The sequence below is a fragment of the Nitrosomonas sp. genome (assembly GCA_016703745.1).
Classification (GTDB): Bacteria; Pseudomonadota; Gammaproteobacteria; order Burkholderiales; family Nitrosomonadaceae; genus Nitrosomonas.
Map to the genome: position 1 here is coordinate 1,362,897 of JADJBK010000006.1, position 24,580 is coordinate 1,387,476.

The 24,580-nt window shown below is 48.5% G+C and carries 21 protein-coding genes and 1 tRNA gene; 11 read left to right on the top strand and 11 right to left on the bottom strand.

Annotated features, from left to right (window positions below):
- Window positions 1-12: 12 nt before the first annotated feature.
- From IPG31_07520 to IPG31_07535, 4 genes are all read left to right on the top strand, one after another.
- The gene (locus IPG31_07520) at window positions 13-876 is read left to right on the top strand and encodes a hydroxymethylpyrimidine/phosphomethylpyrimidine kinase (protein MBK6618206.1); all 864 of its coding nucleotides are present in this window, start codon (window positions 13-15) and stop codon (window positions 874-876) included.
- A gap of 9 nt (window positions 877-885) precedes the next feature.
- On the top strand, window positions 886-1,515 hold the full coding sequence (locus IPG31_07525; GenBank protein ID MBK6618207.1) for a thiamine phosphate synthase: 630 nt from the start codon (window positions 886-888) through the stop codon (window positions 1,513-1,515).
- 14 nt (window positions 1,516-1,529) lie between these two features.
- Window positions 1,530-2,813 (top strand): glutamate-1-semialdehyde 2,1-aminomutase, encoded by a 1,284-nt coding sequence (hemL, locus tag IPG31_07530; protein MBK6618208.1) that lies wholly within the window; start codon window positions 1,530-1,532, stop codon window positions 2,811-2,813.
- 74 nt (window positions 2,814-2,887) lie between these two features.
- Window positions 2,888-3,658 carry a VacJ family lipoprotein gene (locus IPG31_07535; GenBank protein ID MBK6618209.1) on the top strand — a complete coding sequence of 257 codons (771 nt, stop codon included), beginning with the start codon at window positions 2,888-2,890 and terminating at the stop codon, window positions 3,656-3,658.
- 86 nt (window positions 3,659-3,744) lie between these two features.
- Here the strand turns inward: IPG31_07535 and htpX are convergent, their stop codons facing one another.
- Window positions 3,745-4,626, bottom strand: a complete 882-nt coding sequence (gene htpX, locus IPG31_07540) for a protease HtpX (GenBank protein ID MBK6618210.1) — start codon at window positions 4,624-4,626, stop codon at window positions 3,745-3,747.
- Between the two features lie 161 nt (window positions 4,627-4,787).
- Between htpX and IPG31_07545 the strand changes: the two genes are divergently transcribed.
- The 3 genes from IPG31_07545 (at window position 4,788) to IPG31_07555 (ending at window position 7,365) form a co-directional block, all read left to right on the top strand.
- Complete coding sequence (locus IPG31_07545; GenBank protein MBK6618211.1) at window positions 4,788-5,954, top strand: FAD-dependent oxidoreductase; 1,167 nt, start codon at window positions 4,788-4,790, stop codon at window positions 5,952-5,954.
- Between the two features lie 55 nt (window positions 5,955-6,009).
- Window positions 6,010-6,312 (top strand): YciI family protein, encoded by a 303-nt coding sequence (locus IPG31_07550; protein ID MBK6618212.1) that lies wholly within the window; start codon window positions 6,010-6,012, stop codon window positions 6,310-6,312.
- Between the two features lie 261 nt (window positions 6,313-6,573).
- Window positions 6,574-7,365 carry a peptidylprolyl isomerase gene (locus tag IPG31_07555; GenBank protein ID MBK6618213.1) on the top strand — a complete coding sequence of 264 codons (792 nt, stop codon included), beginning with the start codon at window positions 6,574-6,576 and terminating at the stop codon, window positions 7,363-7,365.
- A gap of 46 nt (window positions 7,366-7,411) precedes the next feature.
- Here IPG31_07555 and alr read toward each other — a convergent pair whose 3' ends face one another.
- Window positions 7,412-8,497 carry an alanine racemase gene (gene alr / locus IPG31_07560; protein ID MBK6618214.1) on the bottom strand — a complete coding sequence of 362 codons (1,086 nt, stop codon included), beginning with the start codon at window positions 8,495-8,497 and terminating at the stop codon, window positions 7,412-7,414.
- Window positions 8,498-8,598: 101 nt separating this feature from the next.
- A complete protein-coding gene (locus IPG31_07565) occupies window positions 8,599-9,933 on the bottom strand; it encodes an insulinase family protein (protein ID MBK6618215.1) in 1,335 nt (444 codons plus the stop codon).
- A 300-nt stretch (window positions 9,934-10,233) separates the two neighbouring features.
- Between IPG31_07565 and IPG31_07570 the strand changes: the two genes are divergently transcribed.
- Window positions 10,234-10,325, top strand: a tRNA-Ser gene (locus IPG31_07570).
- A gap of 165 nt (window positions 10,326-10,490) precedes the next feature.
- Window positions 10,491-10,634, top strand: a complete 144-nt coding sequence (locus IPG31_07575; GenBank protein ID MBK6618216.1) for a DUF4102 domain-containing protein — start codon at window positions 10,491-10,493, stop codon at window positions 10,632-10,634.
- A gap of 66 nt (window positions 10,635-10,700) precedes the next feature.
- Here IPG31_07575 and IPG31_07580 read toward each other — a convergent pair whose 3' ends face one another.
- Window positions 10,701-11,837, bottom strand: a complete 1,137-nt coding sequence (locus IPG31_07580; GenBank protein ID MBK6618217.1) for an ABC transporter permease — start codon at window positions 11,835-11,837, stop codon at window positions 10,701-10,703.
- A 70-nt stretch (window positions 11,838-11,907) separates the two neighbouring features.
- Window positions 11,908-12,699, bottom strand: coding sequence for a prolipoprotein diacylglyceryl transferase (locus tag IPG31_07585; GenBank protein MBK6618218.1), 792 nt, complete (start codon window positions 12,697-12,699; stop codon window positions 11,908-11,910).
- Between the two features lie 93 nt (window positions 12,700-12,792).
- Here IPG31_07585 and ilvD point away from each other — a divergent pair, with 93 nt between their 5' ends.
- Together ilvD and IPG31_07595 are read left to right on the top strand one after the other, a co-directional pair.
- Window positions 12,793-14,466, top strand: coding sequence for a dihydroxy-acid dehydratase (gene ilvD, locus IPG31_07590; GenBank protein ID MBK6618219.1), 1,674 nt, complete (start codon window positions 12,793-12,795; stop codon window positions 14,464-14,466).
- 19 nt (window positions 14,467-14,485) lie between these two features.
- Window positions 14,486-16,573 (top strand): thioredoxin domain-containing protein, encoded by a 2,088-nt coding sequence (locus IPG31_07595; protein ID MBK6618220.1) that lies wholly within the window; start codon window positions 14,486-14,488, stop codon window positions 16,571-16,573.
- 37 nt (window positions 16,574-16,610) lie between these two features.
- On the opposite strand, the gene IPG31_07600 is transcribed toward IPG31_07595, so the two are convergent.
- The 6 genes from IPG31_07600 to dxs form a co-directional block, all read right to left on the bottom strand.
- A complete protein-coding gene (locus IPG31_07600; GenBank protein MBK6618221.1) occupies window positions 16,611-17,834 on the bottom strand; it encodes an ABC transporter permease in 1,224 nt (407 codons plus the stop codon).
- On the bottom strand, window positions 17,831-18,613 hold the full coding sequence (locus tag IPG31_07605) for an ABC transporter ATP-binding protein (protein ID MBK6618222.1): 783 nt from the start codon (window positions 18,611-18,613) through the stop codon (window positions 17,831-17,833). Before IPG31_07605 ends, IPG31_07600 begins: the two co-directional genes overlap by 4 nt.
- Window positions 18,613-19,746, bottom strand: a complete 1,134-nt coding sequence (locus IPG31_07610) for an efflux RND transporter periplasmic adaptor subunit (GenBank protein ID MBK6618223.1) — start codon at window positions 19,744-19,746, stop codon at window positions 18,613-18,615. Before IPG31_07610 ends, IPG31_07605 begins: the two co-directional genes overlap by 1 nt.
- Window positions 19,747-19,871: 125 nt before the next feature.
- A complete protein-coding gene (locus tag IPG31_07615; GenBank protein MBK6618224.1) occupies window positions 19,872-21,386 on the bottom strand; it encodes a M48 family metallopeptidase in 1,515 nt (504 codons plus the stop codon).
- Window positions 21,387-21,765: 379 nt separating this feature from the next.
- Entirely contained in the window at window positions 21,766-22,587 is an 822-nt protein-coding gene (locus IPG31_07620; GenBank protein ID MBK6618225.1) for a GTP cyclohydrolase I FolE2, read from the bottom strand.
- A gap of 121 nt (window positions 22,588-22,708) precedes the next feature.
- Window positions 22,709-24,571 carry a 1-deoxy-D-xylulose-5-phosphate synthase gene (gene dxs, locus IPG31_07625; GenBank protein ID MBK6618226.1) on the bottom strand — a complete coding sequence of 621 codons (1,863 nt, stop codon included), beginning with the start codon at window positions 24,569-24,571 and terminating at the stop codon, window positions 22,709-22,711.
- Between the last annotated feature and the right edge of the window lie 9 nt (window positions 24,572-24,580).

Genomic DNA, 24,580 nt, shown 5'->3' on the forward strand with positions numbered 1-24,580 from the left:
CGACAATATTACATGCTACAACCACCTACTACCCCACCTCCCGTTGTTTTGACCTTTGCTGCAAGTGATCCTAGTGGCGGGGCAGGTGTTCAGGCTGACATTATGACGATTACCGGTTTGGGGTGTTATCCCGTTTCGGTTCTGACTGCCGTGACTGTGCAGGATACGGTTGGGGTGGAAGATTTTTTCGTATTGGATGCGGAGTGGATCATCGATCAGGCGCGCGCGCTGCTTCAGGATATGCCGGTTCAGGCTTTCAAGGTTGGAATGGTTGGTAGTGTTGAAATTATTGCGGCCATTACTGAAATTGTCTCGGATTATCCCGATATTCCTTTAGTGCTGGATCCAGTCCTTAGCTCAGGGCGGGGAGATTCATTTGCAAATGACCAGGTTATTACGGCAATGCGTGAAATGTTATTTCCACAGACGACTATTATTACTCCGAATAGTGTCGAAGCCAGGCGTATTGCGCTTGAATATGAAGATGATGAGGAAGTGGATGGTTTAGGTGAGTGTGCAAATAAACTATTGGAATGGGGGTGTGGGTACGTATTGATCAAGGGTAGCCACGAGAATACGCCCAAGGTAGTGAATACACTTTATGGTCATGGTGGTGTTTTACGCTCGGATGTGTGGGAGCGTTTGTCTGGATCGTATCATGGTTCTGGCTGTACTTTATCTTCTGCTATTGCCGCATTGCTGGCGCAGGGAGTTTCCATCAACGATAGTGTTTTTGAGGCCCAGGAATATACTTGGCAAACGCTCAAAGCAGGGTTTCGCCTGGGGATGGGGCAGCATATACCGGATCGTTTTTTTTGGATGGATGATGAAAGTCTGAACAAGCATGAGCAGCCACATGATAAAAATAAAGGGTGAGAAGGGATGATGCTTCAGTCCTTTCCGGCAGGTTTGTATGCGATAACACCCGATACGAATTGTACCGTTCGTTTGTGTGAGATGATTGAGCAGGTATTGGCGAATGGAGTGGCTTGCGTGCAGTATCGAAATAAAGCTGCAGATCAGTCCCTTCGGTTTTCGCAGGCGAGGGAAATTCACTGGTTATGTCGGCAATATGATGTTCCGCTGATCATTAACGATGATGTTGATCTTGCCCTGGAAATTGATGCAGAAGGTTTGCATGTGGGAGAGAATGATATTACGGTACCGGTGGCAAGAAAATATCTGGCTGACGATAAAATTATCGGGGTTTCTTGCTACAATCAATTCGATAGGGCAGTAACAGCAGAGGCACAAGGTGCGAGCTACGTTGCATTTGGTGCTTTTTTTCAGTCTGCAACTAAAATAAATGCTGCTCAGGCCGGGGTGGAGCTTCTGCAGAGAGCGAAGGATGATTTGCGCATACCGGCAGTGGCGATTGGTGGTATCAATCTGTATAACGCCCCTGCTTTGCTCCAGTCGGGTTGCTTTGCCATTGCAGTTTGTCAGGGTTTGTTTACTGGCGACGATATCTGCGCAACCACCCAGGAATTTTCCCGTTTGTTCAATAAACTTTAGACGCATATTTTTAAATGACAATAACTAATCAGCAATTATTTGAACGATCCCAGCAATTTATTCCGGGTGGGGTGAATTCTCCGGTAAGAGCTTTCAAGTCGGTCGGAGGGACACCCGTTTTTTTTCAGCGTGGTCAGGGCGCTTATTTTTGGGATGTAGAAGGGAAGTCCTACATTGATTATGTGGGTTCCTGGGGACCGCTGATTTTGGGGCATGCGCATCCCGCAGTGGTTAAGGTGGTACAGGAAACGGTGCAGAATGGCATGTCTTTTGGTGCGCCTACTGCAGCCGAACTGGAAATTGCTGAATTATTGTGTACCTTGCTGCCATCTATTGAGCAAATCAGGCTGGTGAGTTCAGGAACAGAAGCAACTATGAGCGCCATCCGGCTGGCGCGTGGCTTCACGGGCAGAAGTCGTATCATCAAATTTGAAGGTTGTTATCACGGGCATGACGATGCGTTGCTGGTCAAGGCGGGGTCGGGTGCGCTGACTTTTGGAAATCCTAGTTCGGCTGGTGTTCCTGCAGAGACGGTCAGTCATACCCTGGTGCTGGATTACAACGATGTTGCGGGGCTGGAGAAAACTTTCAGTGAGTTGGGCAGTGCGATTGCTGCAGTGATTGTTGAGCCGATTGCTGGCAATATGAATCTGATCAAAGCTGATCCGGAATTTTTGACGACGTTACAGAAATTGTGTGTACAGCACGGCAGTCTGCTGATTCTTGATGAGGTAATGACCGGGTTCCGTGTTGGCTTGCAATGCGCACAAGGCATTTATGGCATTCAGCCCGATTTGACAATTTTAGGAAAGGTTGTCGGTGGGGGAATGCCGATGGCTGCTTTTGGTGGAAGACGTGATGTGATGCAATGTCTGGCGCCACTGGGTCCGGTTTATCAGGCAGGCACACTTTCTGGTAATCCGGTTGCTGTGGCTGCTGGTCTGGAAACATTGCGTCAGATTCAAGTGGAAGGTTTTTTTGAAAAACTATCGATCAGAACAAGGCAATTGACAGATGGTTTAGTTGCCGCTGCCAGAAAGTATGGCGTGAGATTCAGTGCTCAGTCTGAAGGGGGTATGTTCGGTATCTATTTTAGCGAAAACCCACCCCAAACCTTTGCTGAGGTGATAGCTTGCGATCGAGAAGCGTTTAATCGTTTCTTCCATGCGATGTTAATTGAGGGGGTATATTTTGCACCATCAAGTTTTGAAGCGGGATTTGTTTCGATCACTCATGGTGATGCAGAAATTGAAAAAACCTTGACCGCTGCTGAGCGCGTATTCAAGCAGAATTTGTAGTATTTGCATCTTTTATTGTGATGCTGGTACTGTCACGGCATAATACTGTTACGACTTAATAATCAATAAAAATGATGATTTCTTATCCACAGAAAATACTGTTACTGACGATACCGATCTGCTTCATCTCTGGCTGCGCTTCCATAAATAATCAGCAAGATCCTTTGGAGTCGATGAATCGCACCATATTTTCGTTTAATGAAAAGCTCGATGAGTTTGTTCTGGAACCTGCTGCGCGGGGCTACCGTGCCGTTGTTCCGGATCCTATCGAAATGATAGTCGGTAATTTTTTTTCAAATATTGGAGATGTAGCCATCACGGCCAACTCATTGTTGCAGCTTAAATTTGCCGATGCAGCGGCGAGTTCGAGCAGAGTGCTGATCAATACAACTTTTGGATTATTGGGTGCGGTTGACCTGGCCAGTCACATCAGTCAGGTTAGTGACATCGATATCAGTAAGCGCAACGAGGATTTTGGTCAAACTCTTGGGTATTACGGTGTGGGTACGGGTCCTTATATTGTTCTACCCATGCTTGGTCCAAGCACGATGAGGGATGCGGTCGGCATGGGTGTCGATAGTGTAATTTTTGATCCGCTGAGATCCTCTCTGTACAACAAATTTAATTTCTTAACGGTACGATTGCCGGTAACAGCCGGACAAGTCATCGATATTCGTGCACAAAATCTGGATCTCGATAAAACGCTGGAGGAGGCCGCGCTGGATAAATATGAATTTGTACGCGATGCTTATTTGCAACGTCGTAAGAGTCTGGTTAAAGATGGGGATGTTCCCAGGGAGAAAGATATTGAAGAATTTGAAGATCTTAATGGCGATTTGTTCTAGGGAAATGGTTTTAAAGCGATAGACTTTTGAGAAATGCACTGATCAGTATGCGCTGATCAGTGCACAGCATTACATGGTTCCTGCTCTCAGCGAGCCGCACGAAGTGCTTCAATACGTTCTTCAAGTGGCGGATGGGACATAAACAACTGGCCAAATTTGCTTTTTTGTCCTGAAATACCAAATGCTGCTATTTTTTCTGGTAAATGGGAAGGCTCATATTCCTTTTGCAGTCTTTGCAGCGCGGCGACCATTTTGTCGCGTCCTGATAATTCGGCACTGCCCGCATCCGCACGAAATTCACGCTGACGGCTGAACCACATAACAATGATGCTGGCCAGTACTCCCAATACCAATTGGGCAATAATACTGGTAATAAAATAGGCCGGGCCGTGGCCTTCTTCTGTTTTGAAGACCACACGATCGATCAAGTGCCCCACGATACGAGACAGGAAGATAACAAAGGTATTAACCACGCCTTGAATTAACGCCAGGGTTACCATATCGCCGTTCGCGACATGGCTGACTTCATGAGCGAGTACTGCTTCGGCTTCATCTTGTGTCATTTTTTGTAGTAAACCAGTACTCACCGCGACCAGAGCGTTATTTTTATTCATGCCTGTTGCAAAAGCATTGATGTCAGGAGAGTCGTAAATGGCCACTTCTGGCATACCGATTCCCGCTATTCGGGCCTGACGTTTGACGGTGTCTACCAGCCATCCTTCCGTCGCATTGGAGGGAATATCGATTACTACTGCGCCAGTCATGTGTTTTGCGCTCCACTTCGACATGGCGAGCGAAATAAATGAACCCCCGAATCCAATGACTGCTGAAAAAACAAGCAGCGCGTTAAAATTCAACCCGCTGCCATCTTCATCCAGTACTCGATCAACACCCAGAAGACGCAGCGTGATGCTCAACACAACCAATATGGCAAGGTTGGTTACAATAAACAGAAAAATTCGTTTCATCTTTATTCCCTCTATTGGCTTAATAAAAGTTTTTGAATTGGGTAAACGCTAATCGTTCACTGCAGCGAGTTATATAATGACACATTTTACTTTTTCAAGCGTTAATATAGCTTGCCCGCACCGACAGACTATAAATTGGTGAGGTACAATTACCCATTTTTATGGATAAGGAGATCATCTTGCGTTCAGTTCTGATTGTCGGTAGCGGATTGGCAGGTTATGCAGTTGCGCGTGAACTCAGAAAGCTGAGTGACACAATCCAGATTACGATGCTCTCAGCCGATCATGGTGGTTTTTATTCAAAACCAATGTTATCCAATGCGTTAACAACCGGTAAAACGCCCGATTCGATCCTGAGTGCAGATGCCGCTCAGATGGCTTCACAATTGAATATGAATATTCACCCCCATACCAGGGTGGCGTCTATCGACCCTGTGGGCAGCAGCATTATGCTCGAAAACGGTGAAAAGCTGCCTTTTGAGCGTCTGGTTTTGGCCTTGGGTGCGGATCCCATTCGATTGCCGCTTGCTGGAGATGGAGCGGAAGCAGTGTTGTCAGTCAATGATCTGGATGACTACCGCCGGTTTCGTGAGGCCTTGGAAGGGAAAAAACGTATCGCCATACTTGGTGCGGGTTTAATTGGTTGCGAATTTGCTAATGATCTCGCTGGGAAGGGCCATCAGGTAACTGTACTTGATCTTAGCCCTCAGCCGTTGGGACGATTGCTCCCTCCGCAAGCTGGCCAGTTTATGCATGACAAATTGGCTGCAGTCAAAATTGATTTTAAATTTAATTGTAGCGTTAGCCGAATCGATAAACATGCTGGGCAATATCGACTTTTCTTCGGGGAAAATGAATTCATTGAAGCGGAACTGATTTTGTCCGCCATAGGTCTGAAATCTCGCATCGCGCTGGCGGAGGCTGCAGGTATCCATGTTAATCGTGGCATCAAAGTAAATCGTTATTTACAAACCAATTTTACGGAAATTTATGCATTGGGTGATTGTGCGGAAGTGGAAGGAAAAGTGTTGCCTTTCATTATGCCTATTACCCATGCGGGACGCGCCTTGTCAGCTACGCTTGCAGGCACACCTACCTTGCTGCATTATCCGGCAATGCCAGTGCTGGTGAAAACGCCTGCCTGCCCAACCGTAGTATCACCTCCCGATCCGGCGGTCAGTGGAAAATGGGAGATCGAAGTGGACATGGACAAAGTGAAAGCCTTATATCGATCTGAAACAGGAAACTTGTTGGGATTTGCTTTACTGGGAACGGCAACTGCAGAGCGAGGAGCGCTGACAGCCCAGCTGCCACCGGTTATATCTTAATGATATCGTTGCTGCTTAACGACAGAACTGTAGTTTTAATGGAGCGCGAAGCTATATGCTTTATTTGATTTACGCCGAAGATGTGGCGGATAGTTTGCCATTACGGATGGCCAATCGACCTGCGCATCTGGCACGACTACGGCATCTGCAGGAAGAAGGTAGACTAATTCTGGCAGGGCCATGTCCAGCGATCGATGCGGAGAATCCGGCAGATGCTGGTTTTTCTGGCAGTGCCATTGTAGCTGAGTTTGCATCATTAGGTGCTGCGCGGGATTGGGCAAATCTGGATCCCTATGTGTTGGCTGGTGTTTATGCAAAAGTCAGCGTAAAGCCCTTTAAAAAGGTTTTGCCAGATTGACGGATTGCCTGATAGCGATCTGGCAGCGTGAACGCTCGCAGTGCGACATTCAATATGACAATTTGCGAATTATCTTTTGATCAATCATTCAATTGCTTGTAGTATCCTGAATTTGTAAACAGGGCTGTCCCGTGGGTGAATTTGAGTAGAAAAATGACTGGGATCGCGTTTGACTGCCCAAGTCTGATTATCGTTAGCTGAATTTTGTATGGATCGTTGTGTGTTTATTTAACTTTATTTTCTGGAAAGAGAAGGAATTTTATGCGCTTAACTAAATTAGTATCTTGTATGTTCGTGCTTATTATGACCATGACTACTGTGGTGAATGCTCAAAGTGGTGGTGAAGTCGCCAAGGTGAATGGTGTTGCCATTCCGCAAGCACGCCTTGATTTAATGATTAAGGCAGCAGTAGCACAAGGGCAGCCAGATTCAGATGAAATGAGAAATGCATTGCGGGAAAATCTGATTGCCGAGGAGATACTGGCTCAGGAGGCAATTAAAAAAGGGTTGGATCGTGATTCTGATGTTAAAACTCAGATTGATCTGGCCCGTCAGGCGGTATTGATTCGAGCCTACCAGGCCGATTATATTCGCAGCAATCAGATCGGCGAGGCAGAGCTTCGTAAGGAATATGATGCTGTCAAAGCTCAAATGGGCGATCAGGAATATAACGCGCGCCATATTCTTGTGGAAACAGAAAAAGAAGCAAAAGATATTATTGCTCAAATTAAGAAAAAAGTACCTTTTGCAAAGCTTGCCAAAGATCACTCTATAGATAGCGGTAGCAAAGAAAAGGGTGGGGAACTAGGATGGACCTCATCGGCCGTTTATGTAAAACCATTTGCTGATGCATTGCAGAATCTTAAAAAAGGGCAAATGACACAGCAACCGGTTCAAACATCTTTTGGCTGGCACGTGATTCAACTGGATGATGTCAGAAAAGCTACGCCACCATCCTTTGAAGAAGTCAGGCAAAATATGGAACAAAGAATATTGCAGCGAAACTTTGCCGCAACGGTGGAAGCTTTACGCAAAGCAGCAAACGTTCAATAGGATTTTATAAAAACGCTTGTTCAATAGTGGGCAGCCGCACTACTCTTCAAGGCGTGACGCAACGCGGCACTCTTGGAGAGATCGCCGCCAGTAGTTCATAGCCGATTGTTTGTGCTGCTGCAGCGACTTGTTCAACTGGCAGCCCTCTTCCCCAAAGAGTCACTGTGCTGCCGATGTTTGCGTGGTCTATTCCTTGTAAATCGATGCTGAGCATATCCATGGAAATTCTTCCTATGATTCGTGTGCGTTGGCCATTTACCAGCACGGGTGTGCCAGTGGGCGCATGACGTGGATAGCCATCGGCATAGCCAGTAGCTACAATACCAATTCGCATGGTTTCACTGGCAGTGAATTGCGCACCGTACCCCAGTCTGTCTCCCGGATTAAGCTTCTGAATGGCGATAATCTGGCTTGTCAATGTCATGGCAGGTTGCAATCCCATTTCTACGCCAGTCTTTTCTGGTAGTGGAGATACCCCATAGAGCAGCAAGCCTGGACGTACCCAGTCTGCATGTGTTTGCGGATAACGTAGAATGGCGGCAGAATTTGCAAGAGAGCAGGGCAGCTGCATGCCACATTCTGTTCTGAGTGCCGAGAATTTGTCGAGTTGCTGGGTCACCAGATGATTTTCTGCCGCATTATCTGCGCAGGCAAAATGTGTCATCAACGTAATTTCTCCAATGAACTCCTGTTGTTTTAATGCATAAAACGCTGAATTCCCTGACTCTGGCTTGAAACCGAGGCGGTTCATACCTGTATTTATTTTCAGAAAAATGTCTAGCTTGCTGTTTCCTCGGTAAGCTGAGAGCATGTAGAGTTGCTCATGATGATGGATAACCGTACTCAGACGATATTGACTGATCACATCAAGTTCACAGGGCGAAAAAAATCCTTCCAGTAAAATAATGGGGTGCTGAAATCCCGCATCCCTTAGTTGTATGGCTGCTTCCAGCTCAAGTACAGCAAAGGCATTTGCTGCGCTGAGGGCGCGTGCAGAATGCAATAAGCCGTGACCATAAGCATCTGCCTTAATGACGGCGATCGTGCGTGCGTGGCCGACTTTTTGCTTAACCACTGCAAGATTGTGCTGTAATGCGGTGGTATCGATGATGGTGCGTGTCGGCCGAAACATTGGATTAAACAGCAAGCGAATATTTTTCTGATGTGTGGCAGGAAATTAAAGAACCACCCAAGTGTAATACTTGCGAACTATTTGCAGATAACGGTTGCAGGTCAGTGTCTCAAGTTAATCGATTTATTGGTGGATGGTTTTTTATCGAGGGGTTGTGGGTCCAGTACGGCGACAGTCAGCACGTCATCTGCTAGATATCTTTTGGCAACTTCTTTGACTTGTTCAGCTTTAACTGCTTTTAATTTTTCCAAAATGACTGCTTCATCCCGTTGTGAGAAACCTGCACTCTCCAAGCGGCCAATCTGCATTGCCTGTGCCGATATCGAATCCAGCTGATAAATGTGACTAGCGATAACCTGCGCTTTCACGCGGCTCAATTCCTGTTCCGTAATGCCGGACTGGATGATCTTATCAATCTCCAGCCGAATGGACTGTTCCAGCTCCTCAACAGTTTTTCCTTGACTGGGTGTGGCATCCAAATAAAACATACCGGGTCCACGGGCGATCGCGCTATAACCTGCACCTGCCGAAACTGCCATATGGGTTTCACGTACCAGTGTTTTATTAAGTCTGGCCGAAGCATGGCCATCCAGAATCCCTTCCAGAATTTCAAGTGCAAAAGGCTCCCAGTCATTTTGTGGGTCTCTCAGGGTTGGCACCTTATACCCCATGAGTAAATAGGGAAGCTCGGCGGGTGCTTTGACCCGCAAGCGCTTGATGCCCACTTGTGTTGGCTCGTGTTGTGGGTTGCGTTCAGCAAGGTCTGGCAGAGGGGAGGACTTGATCTGGCCATAATACTGTTTGGCCAATGCAAGTACTTCTGCCGGTTTCACATCTCCAACAATTACCAGCACAGCATTGTTGGGGGCATACCATTTGTCATACCATTCCTGATGATCACTGACACGCATATGTTCCAGATCATTCATCCAGCCAATAATCGGACGGCGGTAGGGGTGAGTTTGGAAAGCTGTCGCCATCATTTTTTCAAATAATAGCGAACGTGCCTGATCATCAGTGCGCAACCGCCGTTCTTCCATCACCACCTGAATTTCCTTGGAGAACTCTTCTTCCGTGAGTATCAGGTTTCGCATGCGATCTGATTCCAGTTTCATCGCCATTGGCAGGTGCTGTTTGTGTAACTGCTGGAAGTAGGCGGTGTAATCCGTTCCAGTAAAAGCGTTTTCTACACCACCTGCCGCCGCTATTCTGCGAGAGAACTCACCTGCAGGAACTTGAGCTGTCCCTTTAAACATCATGTGCTCAAGTGCATGCGCCACACCAGTTTTACCATTGACTTCATCCATACTGCCGATCTTGTACCATATCTGTTGAATCACCACCGGAGAGCGATGATCTTCTTTGATGATGAGTTTGAGGCCGTTATCCAGGAAATATTCATGCGTTGCCATATTCGCTGACAACGAGCATGACATAAAAAACAAACATGCCAGAACGAATAACGCAGATTGATAATTGGTGCAGAAAAAAGGGGTATTTCTTTGCAAAATAGAGCCTCGCTAATAGAATAGTTATTCCAAGCCGGATATATCATAGCTGGTAATGTGTTTCAGTGCCCCTGGCTACTGTTTGCATTGTACAGACAGTAAATTATTACAGCAATTTTCCAGCGGGTCTGAAGTTAACTATGCGCGACATGGGCAATATAGTTGCCCCCTGGGGAGTTCTGGTTTATGCTTGGCGGCCGCGCTACTAATGTTATTGCAATAACCAGTGGAGAAGTGACCGAGTGGCTTAAGGTGCACGCCTGGAAAGCGTGTGTACGGCTTTAACCGTACCGCGGGTTCGAATCCCGCCTTCTCCGCCAGCTATGCACCAGTAGTCGCCCACAGTTGCCAAATATACCCTTGTAGATAAACAGTTTCAATAGATTTAAGGCGACACTGAGCAACAACGGGAAATGTGGGTAACAAGATTAAAATGCGGGTAATATCGAGGGTAAGTTCAAGTACCTCTGAAAACTTACCCTCATATAAAGCTCACAGATACAGCAATCAAGGCAGCAAAGCCCAAAGAGAAAGCCTACAAGTTATCCGATGGTGGCGGGCTTGTATTACTGGCTCAGCCAAACAGCTCTAAATGGTGGCGGTATCGTTACCGGTTCAATTCCCTGTAATTTCTATATCAGCCGTAAAAAAATGAAAACCATTGAATCTCAAATCCAGATTTTCTGGGGCATCCATTAGCCAGCGATTTGAATCCCGACATCCGAAAAAATAATTGCAAATATTGCATCGATGATGATGACGGAAGTAATGGAAATGACTACTGACAGGGTAGTTCCTTCACCCAGGCTTTCGGTGTTTGGTTTAATGCGTAATCCGAAATGGCAGGCAATCAGGGCAATAGTCATGCCACAGACCACGCCCTTGGCAAGCGCCAGCCATAAATTGACAACCGGTACGGCTCCTGGCAGGTTTGTAATGGCGTAGTGATAGCTCAGTCCAATCTGTAAATCTGCCGCCATGATGCCGCCAAGCAGAGCAATGGCGCTGGTCCATAATACAATCAATGGCATGGCAATGCCAAGGCCGATAATTTTGGGTAAAATCAGTCGCAGGCTATACGGAATACCCATTACAGTCAGCGCATCCAGCTCTTCGGTAACGCGCATCACTCCCAATTGTGCCGTCATGGCGGAACCGGAGCGGCCAGCAACCAATATTGCAGCGAGCATCGGTCCCAATTCGCGAATGATGCTCATCCCCAGGATATCGACAATATAGATATCCGCACCAAACATGTGCAGTTGTTCAGAGGAAAGGTAGCTCAACACGATTCCAATCAGAAAACCAACGATTGCGGTAATGCCGAGTGCTTGTGCACCGGCACGATAAAGGGTCGCAGAAATTTCTCGGAAAGGAATCCTGGCAGGATGGGTCAGCAAATATAGGCAATCCAACACTACCTGACCAGAGAGGCTGATAATTCCTCGCACGTGATCCAGCACCTCAAAAATTTTTTTGCCTAATGTAGAAACTGGCAGAAAAATGGTGGCGTAGTTCTTATCCGGTACCGGTGGAATATTTTGTAACCGATTGAACATCCTGGCCTGTTCATCACGCAAATACAGCCCTTCGGGTCGTTTTCCGCCCCACGCCTGCCATAGTATGACGGCGCTCGCATAATCGAGTTGTTGGATTTCTCGTAAATCCCAGCTTAAATCAGTCCGTTCGGCATATTGCGCCAGCTCGGCAGATACCTTTGCCAGTGAACTGCCGAAGGCGGTCAGCGTAAAATTTCCGGTCAGCTTGAGACAGGTACAATCCGACGAAAGTGCAATTTGATATCTGGTATCGCCAGTGGTTTCCCGGTTCATCACAACTTTAAGAGGTGTTTCAATGGCATCAGAAACTTGTCTTGGTGCGCGCGTAATTTGTGCGTCATTCTTATTTCTTCACCGATCTGCGATGTGACCAAAACAGCAGCATCACACCAACTGCTGCCATTGGCAGCGACAGCCATTGCCCCATACTGAGACCCCATGTCATCAGACCGAGAAAACCATCATCCGGCTCGCGAAAAAGCTCAACGAATGAGCGAAACAGACCATAACCAATCATGAACACACCGAGAACAGCACCCGGTGGTCGGGATTTTGCAGAATACACCCAGACGATGATGAAAAGCAGCACACCTTCTAACGCAAATTCGTATAGCTGCGAAGGATGCCGTGGCAGATTGTCAACATACGGAAAAACCATTCCCCATGGCATATCGGCTGGACGTCCCCATAATTCGCCATTAATAAAATTACCGATGCGCCCCATTCCCAGCCCTGGCGGGATGAGTGGCGTAATGAAATCTGTAACCTTAAGCCATGAAAGATGATACTTCCTGGCCAGTAGAATCATGGCGATCCCCACACCAAGGAAACCGCCATGGAACGACATACCCCCCTGCCAGATAGCCATAATTTCCAGTGGATGTTGAAAGTAGTAGTCAGGTTCATAAAATAGCACCTGCCCAAGCCGCCCACCCAACACAACACCGAGCACGCCAAAGAAAAGCACATCATCAAGCATTTCCCGCGTAAAGCCGGCTTCTGGTTTTTGTTTGATGCGATAACGCCCCAGAATCACGAAGAACAGAAATCCCAGTAAATACATCAGTCCATACCAGTGTATTTTCAGAGGGCCAATAGCCAGCGCAACTGGGTCGAATTGTGGGTGAATGAGCATGCGGTTGAGGGTTAGATTTACGGTAAAATGGCCATTATACGGCAATACCCGCCTAGCTTAAATTGAGTAACCATTACACTTCAAGGATAAAAAATGCCAGATAATCGACGCAGCCAGAACATTACTCAGGGCGCCAAGCGCACACCCAATCGCGCTATGTTGCGTGCAGTGGGTTTCGGTGACGGAGATTTTGATAAACCAATCGTGGGTATCGCCAATAGCTACTCAACCATCACCCCCTGCAATCTGGGATTGAACGAACTCGCCCAATGCGCGGAACACGCCATCAAAACGGCAGGTGGGATGCCACAGATGTTCGGCACCATCACGGTATCCGATGGTATTTCAATGGGTACCGAAGGCATGAAATATTCACTGGTCTCGCGGGAAGTGATCGCCGATTCGATCGAAACCTGTGTGCAGGCGGAAAGCATGGATGGCATTCTGGCAGTAGGTGGCTGTGATAAAAACATGCCTGGCGCGATGATTGCCCTTGCCAGAATGAATGTACCCGCGATTTTTGTCTATGGCGGCACCATCAAACCCGGACATTATCGTGGCCAGGATCTGACGATTGTCAGCGCGTTTGAAGCGGTCGGCCAATATTCAGCCCACAAAATTGATGAGGCCGAGTTGCTGGCGGTGGAACGCCACGCCTGCCCCGGTGCGGGTTCCTGTGGTGGAATGTTCACTGCCAACACCATGTCATCCGCCATTGAGGCAATGGGCATGAGTCTGCCACACTCTTCCACGATGGCAGCAGAAGATGAGGAAAAACGGCTGAGTGCGGTGCGTTCAGCCGAGGTACTGGTGGAAGCAATCAAGAAGCAGATTCTCCCACGGGATCTCATCACGCGAAAATCCCTGGAAAATGCAGTAACAGTCGTCATGGCCGTAGGAGGATCGACCAACGCCGTCCTGCATTTGTTGGCCATCGCGCATGCTGCCGAAGTTACATTCAGTATCGATGATTTCGAAGAAATTCGTGCGCGGGTACCCGTACTGTGTAACCTGAAACCTTCCGGAAGTTACGTGACGACCGACCTGCATCATGCGGGCGGTATTCCGCAAGTGATGAAAATACTGCTTGAACACGACCTGCTGCATGGTGACTGCTTGACCATCAGCGGCCAAACAGTAGCCGAAGTATTGCGGGATATCCCTGCCCAGCCGCGCCGGGACCAGGATGTGATTCGCCAGTGGGAAAACCCGGTTTATGCACAGGGACATTTGGCAATTCTCAAGGGTAATCTGTCACCGGAAGGTGCCGTAGCCAAGATTTCTGGCGTCAAAAATCCGGTTATCACTGGCCCGGCACGTGTGTTTGATTCTGAAGAAGCCTGTATGGAAGCGATTCTGACGCGCAAAATCCAGGCAGGTGATGTTGTTGTCATTCGCTATGAAGGGCCAAAAGGCGGGCCTGGTATGCGTGAAATGCTTTCACCGACCTCAGCGTTGATCGGAGAAGGACTGGGTGATTCAGTCGGACTGATAACCGATGGTCGTTTTTCCGGCGGCACCTATGGCATGGTCGTCGGTCACGTTGCACCAGAAGCATTTGCAGGTGGAGTGATTGCGCTGGTGGAAGAAGGAGACTCCATTACCATCGATGCGCATCGCCGCCTGCTGCAACTCAATATTGAGGATTCCGAATTGGTGAGACGTCGCACCGCCTGGCAGCCGCCTGCGCCACGTTACACCCGTGGTGTGCTTGCGAAATATGCCAAACTGGTTTCGACCGCGAGCCGTGGCGCAGTAACGGACTGACAACCGGATAACATACCACGTGACTAACCACCTCGCCGGGGAAACCAGTCCCTACCTGCTGCAGCACGCTGACAACCCGGTGGAATGGCACCCCTGGGGGGAAGCTGCCCTGCAACGGGCGCGTGCCGAAAACAAACCGATTCTGCTCTCGATCGGGTATTCGGCATGCCACTGGTGCCATGTCATGGCGCATGAGTCTTTTGAGGAGGCGCAAGTAGCCGCGATTATGAATGCCCACTTTATCAATATTAAGGTGGATCGCGAGGAACGGCCTGATCTCGACCAGATTTACCAGGAGGCGCATTACATGCTTAACCACCGCTCCGGTGGATGGCCATTGACGATGTTTCTTACCCCTGATCAGATTCCGTTTTTTGCAGGCACTTATTTTCCCCGAACCGCACGCCATGGCATGCACGGCTTTGTCGATCTGCTACCGAGAGTAGCCGAGTTTTTTCACACGCGACAGGCAGATATCGCGCAGCAAAACCATACCTTGCTGAAATTACTGACCCAGACTTTACCTGCTCAGGATACTTCGTTTCCTGACGCTGCTTTTTTCCACTCTCACCAGCCGATCGAGGATGCATGGATACGCCTGCGCCAGCTGCATGACAGTACTTTTGGTGGATTTGGTGACGCCCCCAAATTTCTGCACCCGGCTGAACTGGCATTTTGTCTGAAGCGTTTTGTTATCGATGGCAATAGCGATGCCTTGCAACTCGTCACCCACACACTTGAAAAAATGGCTACTGGCGGGCTTTACGATCAACTTGGTGGTGGATTCTGCCGCTACAGCACCGATCGTTACTGGCGCATTCCGCATTTCGAGAAGATGCTCTATGACAACGCGCTCTTGCTGCCGCTTTATGCCGATGCCTGGTTATTGACCCAAAATCCCCTGTTCCAGCAAGTGGTGGAGGAAACCATTGCCTGGGCTGTCCGGGAAATGTGGGTTTCTCGGGATGATCAAGATTCAGCGGCATTTTGTTCGTCGCTCGATGCGGATTCAGAAGGGCACGAAGGCAAATTCTATGTCTGGACACGGGAAGCCATTCAGGCCATTCTGACTCCAGAGGAATATACCGTCACGGCTGCTTACTATGGCCTGGATCGCCCACCCAATTTCGAACATACATTCTGGCATCTGGAAGTCGTTCAATCGATTGCGGCAATTGCCAGTCAGCATCAGCTAAGCGAGCTGTTTCTGCGGCAACAGGTTGAATCTGCCCGCGAGAAGCTGTTACTGGCACGTGCACAGCGCGTTCGGCCTGACCGGGATGACAAGATTCTCACCAGTTGGAACGCGCTCATGATTAAGGGACTGGCGCGGGCCGGACAGGTATTTCAGCGTTTAGACTGGGTCACTCTGGCGGAACAGACTGTGGATTTTATCCATCAACGGCTATGGAGGGACGGTCGATTACTTGCGACCATCAAGAATGACAAGGCGCATTTGAATGCCTATCTGGATGATTATGCTTTTTTACTGGACGGATTGCTCAGTCTGATGCAAATCAATTTTCGCCAGAGTGACCTTGATTTTGCGACGATACTGGCAGAAATGCTGCTCGATCAGTTCGAAGATCCGGCAGTTGGTGGTTTTTTCTTTACCAGTCATGATCATGAAAAACTGATTCATCGCAGCAAAACAGGGCACGATAACGCCATTCCTGCCGGCAACGGAATGGCTACCATTGCGCTGCAGCGGCTGGGTTATCTTCTTGGTGAGCCGCGTTATCTGCAGGCTGCAGAGCGCGCCCTGCAGCTATTCTCGGGTGGAATGGCGCAACAGCCGGGCACCCATTGCAGCCTGGTGATCGCACTCGAAGAATTCTTGACTCCACCGAGAATTGTGATTTTACGAGGCGCGCAAACAGCACTGTCAACCTGGCGGTCAACGTTACAGCCTCACACTTTGCGTGCTGTGATAGTTACCCTGTCAGCAGAATTGACTAATCTACCGGATAACATCAACAAACCCTTGCCAGTCGATGGCAAGGTTGGTGCCTGGGTATGCGAGGGTAGACGATGCCTGCCGGAAATACAGCAACTGGAAAATTTGCTTGCCGTGATGTCATCTTCCAACAAACCAGACCAGACCTGACTAAAATCTCTGCCTGCTTTGTGTGAAGAGTCAAACCTCATTCATGACGGAGGGCTTCAACTGGTTTGAGTGATGAGGCTTTTCTGGCCGGATAAATACCAAAGAAAATACCGATGATGGATGCAAAAGAAACTGCGAGACTGATCATGCCCAGGGTGATCACAATCTGAATGTCAGCCATCTCGCTCACGAGCCAGGCGCCGCCCATACCCAGCAAAATACCGATCAACGCGCCGAGAATACAGATCATCAACGCCTCCAGAAGAAACTGTGTCAGGATCACACGACGGTTGGCGCCGATTGCCATGCGTATGCCGATTTCACGGGTGCGTTCGGTTACTGATACCAGCATAATATTCATAATACCGATACCTCCAACCAGCAATGAAATGGATGCAATTGCCCCCAGCATCCACGACATGATTTTTGCTGCGCTGCTAGCAACGGATGCAAGCGCCGTCAGATTGTTGACGGTAAAATCATTCTCTATGCCGTCAAGCAGGCGGTGGCGCTGGCGTAGCAATTCGGTGATCTCCTGTTGCGCGGCTTCCATGCTGTCAGCTGAGGTAGCTTGCACTAGCATGAAGTTGACCACACCCGGAAATTGATTGCCGAGAATCTGCCGTTGCGCAGTTGTCAGGGGAACGAATACCCGGTCGTCCTGATCCCGGCCATCGAGCGCCTGACCTTTGGCGGCAAGCACTCCTGTTATGGTAAAAGGCCGGTCAGCGATACGAATAGTTTCGCCCACCGGATCATCATCACCAAACAGGTTTTTTGCCGAGACAGCTCCCAGAACAGCTACGCGCGCCCCAGCACGCAGATCGCTTTCGGTAAAGATTTCGCCGGCCTGCATTTGCCAGTTGCTGACTGAAAAGTAATCTGGTGTGATGCCATTGAGAAAGGTGCTCCAATTATTCGCGCCGTAATTAAGCTGAGCGGTTCCCGTGACAACTGGCGCACTGGCGGTAACTGTCGATAATTCTGCAATTGCCTGTGCATCCTGAATAGTAAGGGTTTTGACGCTGCCACCACCAAAGCGTAATCCACCTGCGGATGTAGCTCCGGGTGTGACAATCAGCAAATGACTACCCATCGAGGCAATCGCATCATTGATTTTGGTTTGCGCGCCCTGACCAATTGACAGCATCAATACCACGGCGGCAACACCAATAATCATCCCAAGCATGGTCAGTGAAGTACGCAGGCGGTTGGCTTGCAGCGCACGTACTGCTTCACTAAAAATGGTTAACAGATTCATTGTCTGGCGAGCATCGCGGGGTTCTTCAAATGATGGGTTGCAGTATCTTCAATAATGCGTCCATCTTTCAGACGGATCAAACGACCGGCGCAGGCGGCAATATCATCTTCATGCGTTACGATCACAATGGTGATGCCATTTTCACGATTGAGTCGATCAAATAGCTGCATGATTTCGTGGCTGGTTTGCGTATCCAGATTGCCGGTGGGCTCATCTGCCAGAATAAGTTGTGGCTGGTTAACCAGTGCACGGCTGATCGCGACCCGTTGTTGCTGCCCCCCGGAGAGCTGGTTGGGATGATGCATGGCAAAACCACCCAGCCCAGTCTGCTCCAAAAGCGACATGGCACGTTGACGAGCCTGCTTGCGACCCACTCCGGCATACAGTAGAGGAGCCGCTACATTATCGAGCGCCGTCATGCGTCTGAGCAGATTGAACCCCTGAAAAACGAATCCGATCTGACGATTGCGTACATTTGCCAGTTCGTCATTGGTCAGAGTGGCAACGTCTTGCTGGCCCAGCCAGAAATGTCCACTCGATGGTGAATCCAGACAGCCGAGCACATTCATCAAGGTAGATTTACCGGAGCCGGAGTGCCCCATGATGGCGACAAATTCACCCGATGCAATACTGAAATTGATGTCGATCAGTACTCTGAGTTCGGCAGGCTGCTCGTTCGCGCTATCCAGATAATAGCTTTTACAAAGATTCTCAACCAGAACGACGGTTGCAAGCTCAGGGGTTTCAACCTGATCAGATAAGCTGGTTAACGTATTCATCAGAACATCCGAAACCGGATATTGCTCGCTGGCTTGTCATTCTTTTGCCTGGCAGAGATCGCTTCAATGACCAGCAAGTCATTTTCTGCCAGTTCACCCGAAAGCACTTCGGTAAGCTTGCCATCCGTTATACCTGTCCGAATCTGAATGGGAGCAGGCAGATTGTTGTCCAACCGGTAAACCAGTCGGTAGCCAGGTTGTAGGCTTATACTCCCACCCATTTTGTCCTGAGCAGGTTTGTAGCGAAGTGCCGCGTTAGGAATGCGGAGTACTTCCGGTTTTTCAGCCACGATAAAACGCACGTTGGCGGTCATCCCAGGCAATAGACTGCCGTCTTCATTAAACACGGTTGCGACTACGTTATAAGTCACTACATTTTCCTGAATAGTGGGATTTAAACGGATTTGCTTGACGACGGCAGAAAATTTGTGTTCTGGAAAGGCATCTACACTAAAGGCAATAGGTTGTTCTATATGGATCTGTCCAATATCAGCTTCAGCAACACTGATGTTGATCTGCATCTGCCGCAGATCCCGTGCAATCTGAAACAGTGTGGGTGTCTGGAAATTGGCGGCTACGGTTTGTCCAACATTGACATCACGCGCCACCACCACACCGGAAATCGGTGAGCGGATGACGCTGTAGTTAAGATTGGCGCGATCCCGCATAACTTGCGCCTGATTGACCTCAACCTGTGCACGGGCAGCCCTGAGCTGCTGCTCGGCTTCATCCAGGGCTTCACCGGAAATAAATCCTTTCTTGACCAGTTGACGACTACGCGACAGCTTATTGATAGCAAGGGACAGATTGGTCTGCGCACTTTTTAGATTGGCGGCGGATTGCTGCAACTGGGCATTGAGCAATGCCGGATCAAGTTCCGCCAGTATCTGGCCTGTTTTTACCTGATCATTAAAGTCAGCGTAAATCCGGGTAACCGTACCGGAAATTTGGGTACCAACCTCGACCAGCTCCAGCGGGGTAAGCGTACCATTGGCGGAAATTGTGCGTACCAGTTTGCCACGATCAACCTGCCCGGATTTATACTGAACAGGATCGGTATCATTACTGAAGAAAGCATAGCCATAAAAAACGGCTACCAGCAAGACAATGATAACTATAATTTTTTTTAACATGTTTTGTTTTTTCTTGTGGCAAGAATAACGCCTTAGTTGGATTAATCGTTTCTGCTAAAAATCCAGCGTTTTGACAGAATCAGGTACAGCAAATGGAATATCGAAATGCAAGCGTTAAATGATGCCTATTTATTTTTTTCAAATTCAGCAACCGCTTCTTTCAATTGCCGCAAACGCGCTTCCACACTCGATAGCTGATAGAAATTTTCGTGTTTCTGGCGTAACGCAATTTCCAGCTGCCCGATTGCCTGCTTGTATTTTCCTTCCAGAATCAGCGCTTCGGCCTGCATCTGATGTTGTAGCAAACGGTTACCCATTGCCTCATGACCACGTGCTTCAAGCTGGTGAAGTCTGATATCGTTGCGCATAAATTGCGATTGCTTCCTGACGAAATCGAGCGCCGTTTGTGGCTGGCCATGTCGCAGTAACGCGTCGGCATAGTCGTAAATGAGAGCGCGGTAATGGGGATAAGCTGCCAGGGCAGTCTGATAAAGTTTGAAAGCATCTTCAATCTGCCCATTCTCAAATTTAACCCGCGAAGCGAGGGTATCGATCATGGCTGCAGCTTGTATATAATCCCCCACTATCTGGATAGGTTTGCCTAGCCTGTGGTTTTTGAGCAGCTGAGCGGCGGGATCGGACTGAACAGTCTGATAAAGCACATTCAACTCTTTTTCAGCTCGCCCATATTGCCTGGCGCGGAGTAGCGCCTGAATCAGGCCGTAGCGCTCCGCAGTCTCGTTAATGTAGCGCTTGTCTTGCAGCCGCACTTCAAACTCCGATACTTTCTGAAATGCGCTCCCCTGCAGAGCACGCAGCTTGGCGCGAACGAGGTGGAATTCTATGCTATCGGGTACCTGGCGATAACTCACTTCACGAACCCGATTCTGAATATCAGCAATCCGCTCATACGTTATCGGATGAGTTCTGAGAAATGAAGGCGCGCTATTTTCATGATAACGGCTGGCATGTTGCATGCGTTCAAAAAATGAAGCCATGCCATGTGGATCAAACCCCGCTTTGATCAACATATCGAATCCTATGCGGTCGGCCTCTTTCTCGTGCTTGCGCGTAAAATTCAGTTGTGACTGAATCAGCCCGGCCTGCGTGGCGGCCATCACTGCTGAGCCAGCCTGAGGATTGGATCGTGAGGCTAAAATGGCAATGGCCAACGCTGCAATCGAAGCAATCATCCCGGTATATTGATTACCAGAGATCATTCTGGCCAGATGTTTCTGCGTGACATGTGCGATTTCGTGCGCCATGACACCGGCCAGTTCGGATTCACTCTGTGCAGCTGTGATCAGCCCACTATGAAACCCCATGAAACCTCCTGGCAACGCAAACGCATTGATTTCCGAATTGTTGAGTGCAAAAAATTCAAATGAATGCTCAACCACATAGCGATCAGATACGGCCACCAGTCTGGTGCCAATTCTGCTGAGATAATCAGCTACCTCAGAATCATCAAGATAGCTCGGATCTGCGCGAATCTGACGCATGATCTGCAACCCAATCTGACGTTCCTGGCGGGGAGTAATCGTTGCTTGCGAAACGTCACCCAGATCAGGCAGCATTTGTCCAAAAACCGAACCCGGAAAAAGTAACGATAAAACAACAAGGAAAGCTATGTATTTCATGGTGGTATGATCAAAATTTCCGTGTCGGGTTCCGTTTGGATATGGCTCTCAACCTCTTCAGAAATTTCTGGAGAATACAACAGAGACGCAACGCACTTGAAATTCTACCAGCAATATAAAGGTCGCTCCTTTCAGGACAGTAAATTGAGTTCGTATTCTGCTAAAAAGAACGGGGGCTGGCAGTAGATCCATTGACAGCAACGACAGCAACCTTTAAACAAGGCGCAGCAAAGATTGATATATCAGGAGATATTTTTTGTGAATTGCGACATATTGTAACGAAATATGGATTTTTAGAGATGCCCTGAAACTCCAAAGCCTGGGAACGCCTCTGGCTCAGCACGCCCTTGGCTGCAATAATTTCAAGGAGGAAACAAAGTTATCGTGGATTCCGGGATTTTTGCTTATTACGTTCAATCATCGCGTAGGCTGAGTGGTTATGAATAGACTCAAAGTTTTCTGATTCCACCACATAGGCATCTATCCGATTGTCTCGATTTAATACCTCGGCAATATCGCGTACCAGATCTTCTACAAATTTGGGGTTATCGTAAGCTTTTTCCGTAACATATTTCTCATCAGGACGCTTAAGCAGGCCGAACAGTTCACAAGAAGCGTTCTCCTCAGCAATTCGGATAATATCCTCGATCCAGACAAAACTATTGGTTTTAACGGCAATCGAGACATGGGATCGCTGATTATGCGCGCCATAATCCGATATCTTTTTGGAGCATGGGCATAAACTGGTAACCGGTACAACCAGTTTCATGGTAAAGGTATATTGACTATCCGGCTGGTCGATTTCCCCAACAAACATAACTTCATAATCCATCAGGCTTTGCACACCCGACACTGGGGCCGCCTTATTTACAAAATAGGGGAACGTCATCTCGATACGCCCGGAAGTTGATTCCAGCCTGGCAACCATGGCTCGCAGGATACTTTCGAACGACTCTACCGAGATCTCACGTTCCTGGCTATTGAGAATCTCCACAAAGCGGGACATATGCGTCCCCTTGAAATTATGGGGTAAGTCAACATACATATTAAAAAATGCTACCGTATGCTGCACACCACCATTCTTATCCCCCACTCTTACCGGGTGACGTATGGCCTTGATGCCCACTCTGTCAATAGCAATGCGCCGCGTATCTGCAGAGTTTTGTACATCTGCGATGGGTAAATCAATCTGTTTATTCATGGCACTCTCCACCGGTTAGTAACTAACCAGCATATTTGAAAACTATTTTGCCTACTCCTAACAAAACAACCAGCTAAAGAGTCATTCATACATAGGTGTAACACTTATTTCCTCATGACTCTTAACCACCAGCAGTCTTGGCAGTCACCCTTTGTTGAACGGCCTGCACAATACCACGCTTGTCCAGCCCACAATCAGCGAGCATTTGTTCCGGATCGCCCTGGTCAATAAAACTATCAGGCAAACCCAGTTGAATCACGTTCACGATGATACCTCGACTTGCAAGATATTCGAGAACTGCGCTCCCCGCACCACCCATAACAGTATTTTCTTCGACTGTTACCAGCAGCTCGTGTTCCGCTGCCAGAGATTCGATCAGAGCTTGATCCAGCGGTTTAACAAAACGCATGTTTGCAACCGTCGCATTCAGCACTTCGGCGGCTTCCAGGCAAGGCGATAACATGCTGCCAAATGCAAGCAATGCGATTTGCTTACCTTGGCGGCGTATTTCTCCACATCCAATCGGAATAGCCTGCATTTCCTGCTCGACGTTAACACCCGAACCCGTACCACGCGGGTAACGCACAGCGCTTGGAGTTTTTAACTGAAAAGCGGTATACAACATCTGTCGGCACTCATTTTCATCCGCAGGGGTCATGACTGTCATATTCGGAATGCAACGCAGATAGGTTAAATCAAAACTGCCCGCGTGCGTGGGTCCGTCAGCCCCGACCAGCCCAGCCCGATCGATCGCAAATACCACCGGCAGATTCTGAATGGCAACATCATGAATCAGCTGGTCATAGGCACGCTGTAGAAAGGTTGAGTATATGGCAACAACCGGCTTTAATCCCTCACAGGCAGCACCTGCGGCAAAAGTAACCGCATGCTGCTCAGCAATGCCAACATCGAAATAGCGGTCTGGAAATTCACTTGAAAACCTGACTAACCCAGAGCCTTCGCGCATAGCCGGAGTAACACCAATCAGACGCGGATCACGCGCAGCCATATCACATAGCCAATCACCAAAAATCTGAGTGTACGATAATTTCTTTGCCACCACTTTGGGAACAATACCCTGCGTAGAATCAAATTTCCCTACACCATGGTACAAAATTGGATCTTCTTCAGCCGGCTTGTATCCTTTACCTTTGCGCGTAACGATGTGAAGAAATTGAGGGCCTTCCAGTTGTTTGATGTTATTCAGAGTGGCATAAAGAATATCGAGATCGTGTCCATCAATTGGGCCGATATAGTTGAAACCAAATTCTTCGAATAGTGTTCCTGGCGTAACCATTCCTTTGACATGCTCTTCCGCACGCTTGGCAAGCTCCAGCATTGAGGGCACCACACCTAGAACCCGCTCTCCCGCACGTCGCGCAGTTGCGTAGAATCGACCAGACATCAGCTTGGCCAGGTAATTGTTGAGTGCGCCCACCGGTGGCGAAATCGACATGTCGTTATCGTTCAGAATCACCAGCAAATTAGTGTCCATCACCCCGGCATTATTCAGCGCCTCAAAGGCCATACCAGCACTCATTGCCCCATCACCAATTACGGCAATAGACTGACGCTTCAGACCGCTGATCTGCGCACCGACCGCCATGCCCAATGCGGCACTAATGGAGGTACTCGAATGCGCCGTGCCAAAGGTATCGTATTCGCTTTCATCACGTCGCGGAAATCCGGCAATTCCACCGCACATACGCAATCGCTCCATTCCGGCACGACGGCCAGTCAATATTTTGTGTGCATAGGTCTGATGACCGACATCCCAGACTAATCGGTCATAGGGCGTATTGAATACATAATGCAGGGCAATTGTTAATTCAACGGTACCAAGATTAGACGACAAATGCCCACCAGTACTGGCAACAGATTCCACTAAGAATTGCCGCAGCTCGGTGGCAAGCTGCGGTAATTGACTACGTTTCAGGGCACGTAACTGTGCGGGTATTTCGACACGATCAAGTAATGGATACATCAGGATCAA